This window comes from Porphyromonas sp. COT-239 OH1446, from assembly GCF_000768875.1.
Classification (GTDB): Bacteria; Bacteroidota; Bacteroidia; order Bacteroidales; family Porphyromonadaceae; genus Porphyromonas.
On record NZ_JRAO01000029.1, the window covers coordinates 1 to 4585 of the forward strand.

The following is a 4585-nucleotide window of genomic DNA, read 5'->3' on the forward strand; positions in this document are numbered from 1 at the left end:
CTCAGATAGGATCTCGAGGGAACTCCTATCTGAGTCTCGATCGAGGTATAAGTAGGAGCTCGGTCGAAGTATAAGTAGGAGCGCAACGGAGCCACAAATAGATACTCAGGCGAAAGCCCGTCTAGGATCTCTAACGAGATCCCTTCGGATGCTTGGGCGCAGCCCAGCTGTTGCCTTCATCATCGGCCCTCCCTTCATCATCCATGGAGCAGCTATGCACCGATCCCTTCCTCCATCTCTTCTTTATCTTTTATAAATAGATAATCATTAAATAATCTACCCTATAGTAATAATGTCTGTGTATAGTGTGGGTAAAGTATAAGCCCAGGTAGAGGTTAAGGGCTATGCTCATCGGATGCACACCTTACACACTAGATATAGATAGAGGGAGGGGGAGGGATAGCCTAGCATATATATGGGTTAGAGCCTCCCTGGATGCAATGATGTACACGAGTAGCCATAATCCTCATGTGTATATCTGTGCTCTGTGTACATACTTCGGATAGTGTCGAGACTTATCTACTTGATGATAGAGCTCCTCTAGAAGCGAGGGGGAAGGGTGGGGAACTTATCCCCCACAATAGGAGGGGTTATCCATGCCTTATAGACGGCTTATGCCCGAGTTATACTCGGGGGAGGGGGCTTCTCCCTGGGGGCTTGCGGCACAGCCCTAGGACGGGATCGGTGATGCCTCTAGGGCTCTTGGTCTGTAGCCCTCCTCTCCCCCCTTCTTGAAAAATAAATGGGAGGACGTAGGGAGCTCCTCTATAGCTTGATCCTCGTGGATATTAAGGCTGTGGATGACCTCCATTTTTTGTTGCTTTTTACAGGTCTCAAGAATCGTTTATTGTTTATATTTGCGGGTGTTTCCATGATTATTTGTTCATTCGTAAACCTATAGTAGGTCTGTGGTATAAGAGTCGTAGATCTTTTACATTGAATATTTACCCAAAATTAGTAATCAATAATCAGTAGAGATGATGAAGCGAGTTATTCTTTTGCTCAGCCTTGTGCTGGGTGGTTGTAGCCTCCTGTCTGCTCAGGAGGTGGGTCGCTGGAGTATCGGGCTAAGTGGCTTGAGTGGATCGGCAGGGCCTAGCTTGCATGCAGTTAAGATCACCGAGACCAAACTGATGCCTTCGGTACATTATCGACTCTTCGGAGATCTCAGTCTCGGGATTGCTCTAGATCTTCCCCTCTCCAAGCCTAAGAAGTTTGAGAATCGTGTCCTCAGCACCTCGGCTGTGGAGCTACAGCTCAGGCAGGGCCTAAGCCTCTACAAAGGGCTCAAGATTTCTCTGACAGCTGTAGGGATGGTGGGTACTACGGGGGCTTATCGCAGTGAATTGGGAGGCCCTTGGTGGCGTGGGCCACACAAGAATATCGAGTATCGGTGGCTTGTGGGTCTACGTCCAAGCATCGCCTATGCCTTTGGGACGCATTGGGGGCTAGAGCTTGGTTATGGTTTTGTCGGTTATCGGTCGCAGAAGGAGCTAGGTCATACAGCCTATTTACCCGGTACAAGTAAGGATGAGACCTATCCTAAGGGAGCTTGGGGTTTCGATGCAGGGGCTTCATGGGCGAACTCCCTGCGTCTAGGCCTTACCTATAGCTTCTAATCTACGTCCGTAGAATAAGGGGTAGAGCTCTGTCATCATCCCCCAAGGGTGATGCTCTACGGGGTGGAGGTCTACCCTGCACGGACTCTGTCGCTGGCTTCGACGATCTACGTCAGTAGCTCCAGCAAGCTCTAGCCTCAGTGCCCCGCACCCTTAGGCTTGCTCAAATCATCTAGGGCGGTGTGTCGAAATGTTAGATTTCGGCACGCCGCCTATTGTTATATATGCTGATCCTCCCTTGGGCTTCTCCCTGGGGGCTTGCGGCACGGCCCTAGGACGGGATCGGTGATTATGCCCTGGGCAATAGAATGTATCCGCACGATATTAGCCCTTAAGGAGTAGCTTTTGATTACTTTTTTATTGATTTTATCCTCCACATTTACCTTTGTACATTATTCATTCTATACATATATAATATATGCTACAACCCAAACTATTTTTTTACTCCATGACCTTGCTCGCTCTCTCTTGCAACTTCTCGAGCCTACGTGCGCAGGGCGATGCTATGGAGGGTCTTGATAGTCTCAGGACTATTGATCTCGAAGGCTTCGAAGTACAGGCTTATAGCTTGCAGAGTAGCCGACCTGTGGAGCTTCAGCCCCTATCGGCTACCCGATTGAACACTCAAGCACTGGATCGCTATGCCATTACGGACTTGACCCGATTGACCTCTCGCATTCCCAGTCTCTATATCCCTGACTATGGTTCTCGGCAGAGCTCGGCTATCTACCTGCGTGGGGTAGGAGCTAGGAGTAGTGGGCAGACCATCGGCTTCTACATCGACGGTGTGCCGTATCTGAGCAAGTCGAGCTTCAACTTCGATCTCGTCGGGATCAGTAGCATCGAGGTACTGCGTGGTCCACAGGGTACGCTCTATGGACGTAATGCCATGGCTGGGATCATCAACCTATACACCAAATCCGCCTTCACTGACCCAGGTCTCTCGGTGGATTTGGGTTATGGGAATTATGATCATTTACGTCTCAAAGCCGAGTATCATAAGCGTCTCAGTGAGCAATGGGGTATCAGTATCGGAGGATCTCTAGCTCAGAGAGATGGATATCGTTATAATGTAGTCCGACAGGCTGCTCAAGATAGTATGAGGAGTGCTTCGGCACTGCTCAAGCTTGAGTACAGACCCTCTCAGCAGCTGCGCTCGAGCCTCTCAGCATCCTATGAGCAGATCGAGCAGGGAGCTTTCCCCTATCAGCGACTAGATCGCAAGTCGGGAGCTCTACTTCCTCTAGACAACAATGAAGCTGCCCTATACCGCAGGCGTAGCTTATCGTTACGCTGGAGAACCATCCTCAACGGAGACTGGTGGCAGCTCGAGTCGGCCACAGGTTACCAGCATCTCTCAGATCGTATGGGCATTGATATGGATGCTTCACGCTTACCAGCCTTTTTCCTCGATCAGCGAGTACGTCAGCATGCCCTAACTCAGGAGATCGTCCTCAAAAATAAGAGTGAAGATGATCGAGTACACTGGAGCTGGGGTCTCTTCGCTTACTATGACCACAACCGCCTTTCCTCGCCCGTTACCCTGCGACCAGCGGGTATCTCTAGCCTTGTGCAGAGAGGGCTCGATATGATGAGTAAAAGTAATCCCAAGGCCCCGAAGATAGAGGTCGATGCGTCGAAAGAAGTGCTTAATGCAAATGAATTTATTAAGCCCGATATGGGGGCAGCTCTATACTACGAGGGGATGGTACGAGACTTCTTCGTCGCTGGATTGGATCTGACAGCAGGAGTTCGCTTTGACTACAGCCATCAGGCCATCGATTACGACAGCAGACTCTCCTTGCGGCTAAGGCCTATATTGCCAGCTCCAGCTCCTCAGTTGCCCTGGATGCAGCACCCTACACGTCTTAGTGGCTTAGCCAAGCAGGGCAGCTGGCAGGTCTTACCCAAGGTTGCATTGCAGTATGATCTAGGCCGAGGGAAGCTCTTTGCCTCGATGTCTAAGGGCTTCAAGTCGGGAGGATACAACGAGCAGACCCTCACGGAGATCATTCGCAAGGTGAACGTGCTTGAGACCTTCAAGATGGGTAAGCCGATGAGCGAAGCCGAGCTCAATAAGAGCCTCGCCTTTGCCCCCGAAATAGCCTGGAATTATGAGCTCGGCCTCAAGCTCCGCAGCCTTGCTTTCGTCGATCGCATGCACCTCTCGGTCTATTATACGGATGTGCAAAACCTGCAGCTGACCCACTTCGTCTCCTCCGGTGCAGGGCGTATGATCAGCAACGTAGGGCGATCCTATTCGCTCGGCTTCGAGGCCAGCGCAGCCCTAAGCCTCTGGGGAGATCCGTCGACTCAGAGGGATCATCTCGGACTGAACTTGAACTACGGCTTTACCCATGCTCGCCTCAGAGGCTCAGAGCGAGAGAGTCGTGTGCCCTTCATCCCCGAGCATACCTACTCGGCTATGCTCGTGGCTAACAAGGCTCTAGGGCATCGTATGCGCCTCTTCTCTGAGGTGGAGCTCTTAGGACTAGCCAATATCTACTGGACTGAAGACAATACCACCCGAGAGCCTGCCTACGGATTGCTCTCTGCCCGGCTGGGCTACAGCTACGGGCCTGTAACCCTGAGCCTATGGGGACGTAACTTGCTAGATAAGGAGTATAGAGCTTTCTATGCCCTCAGTATGGGTTCGGCCATGATGCAGCTGGGCAGTCCACGTACTCTAGGCGTAGAGTTGGGTCTCAAGCTCTAGGGCTTGATCCTCTCTCTACCCTCTTTTACTGCCTCCCCCTGCTCAGCCCAGTGCCGAGCAGGGGGATTGCTTTGAGAATACAAGAGCAACCGCATCGAAATAAGGCTATCTTTGGTGTATGGATGTACGCGATTATTTTTCGATGGTAATAGCCCCTCGCGTTGTGGGTCGTTGCAAGCATAAGTTGAGCGATATTTTGGTTATTGCACTAGCGAGTTATTTGTGTGGAGGCGAGGATTATGAGTCCATG

The 4585-nt window shown here is 51.1% G+C and carries 3 protein-coding genes; all 3 read left to right on the forward strand.

Translation table 11 applies throughout. The features are described from left to right. Positions 1-977 precede the first annotated feature (977 nt). Positions 978-1619 carry a hypothetical protein gene (locus HQ37_RS06345; protein ID WP_152566809.1) on the forward strand — a complete coding sequence of 214 codons (642 nt, stop codon included), beginning with the start codon at positions 978-980 and terminating at the stop codon, positions 1617-1619. 418 nt (positions 1620-2037) lie between these two features. After that, positions 2038-4335, forward strand: coding sequence for a TonB-dependent receptor (locus tag HQ37_RS06350; RefSeq protein ID WP_036881591.1), 2298 nt, complete (start codon positions 2038-2040; stop codon positions 4333-4335). A 118-nt stretch (positions 4336-4453) separates the two neighbouring features. Then, positions 4454-4585: transposase family protein (locus HQ37_RS08345; protein WP_160215072.1), on the forward strand; the 132-nt coding region annotated here is incomplete at its 3' end.